This is a genomic window from Oleiphilus sp. HI0043, from assembly GCF_001634935.1.
In genome coordinates this window covers 1-852 of sequence record NZ_LWEY01000257.1, presented here as the reverse complement: position 1 = coordinate 852, position 852 = coordinate 1, and the positions used below count along the sequence as shown (strand labels likewise).

Sequence of the window (852 nt, the reverse complement as noted above, 5' to 3'; positions counted from 1 at the left end):
TTCCATGACGCCCCCTATGCCTTCTGTGCTGGCTTGACAATGATGTCCGCGCCAGTAGCACCAGGAACAGAACCTTTAATCAATAAAAGGTTACGTTCTGCGTCTACACGAACGACTTCTAAGCTCTGAACAGTAACTTGTTCAGCACCCATGTGACCTGACATCTTCTTGCCTTTAAAAACACGACCTGGCGTCTGACACTGACCAATTGAACCGTTTGATCTGTGTGACAACGAGTTACCATGCGTCGCATCTTGCATGCCAAAGTTCCAACGCTTAATACCGCCCTGGAAACCTTTACCTTTAGACTGACCAGTTACATCAATAATCTGACCAACTTCGAAGACTGTCGCATTAAGTGCGTCACCTGCTTTAAGATCTTCGCCTTCGCCTTCCGCCAAACGGAATTCCCAAAGACCACGACCCGCTTCAACACCTGCTTTCGCAAAATGTCCAGCTGCAGCTTTAGATACGCGAGAAGCGCGACGCTCACCAACAGTTACCTGAATTGCACGGTAACCATCAACATCGTCTGTTCTCACCTGTGTGATACGGTTATCTTCAACCTCGATAACCGTTACCGGAATGGATGCACCTTCGTCTGTAAAAACTCGAGTCATCCCAGCCTTACGGCCGACTAAACCAATCGCCATTTTTCACCTCTTAAGTGTACGGGGCTTTCACCCTCTATGGCCCTATAAATTAGGTAGTTACACTTTACCGCTCGATCTAACTTGAACGGCACCAACTTTTTAGAAAAGTTGGAAAAACTTAACCAAGACTAATCTGAACGTCTACGCCAGCTGCCAGGTCAAGTTTCATTAGTGCATCTACAGTTTTTTCTGTAGGCTC

General features: G+C 46.8%; 1 protein-coding gene and 1 pseudogene. Both read right to left on the bottom strand.

Annotated elements, in window-relative coordinates:
- Nucleotides 1-14: 14 nt before the first annotated feature.
- A complete protein-coding gene (rplC, locus tag A3729_RS03865; protein ID WP_068508507.1) occupies nt 15-653 on the bottom strand; it encodes a 50S ribosomal protein L3 in 639 nt (212 codons plus the stop codon).
- A gap of 118 nt (nt 654-771) precedes the next feature.
- Nucleotides 772-852, bottom strand: a pseudogene (gene rpsJ, locus A3729_RS03860) (30S ribosomal protein S10); the annotation flags it as partial.

Bases quoted from the DNA above. Each gene is read 5' to 3' on its own strand.
- rplC (WP_068508507.1), bottom strand. From the start codon at position 653: ATGGCGATTGGTTTAGTCGGCCGTAAGGCTGGGATGACTCGAGTTTTT.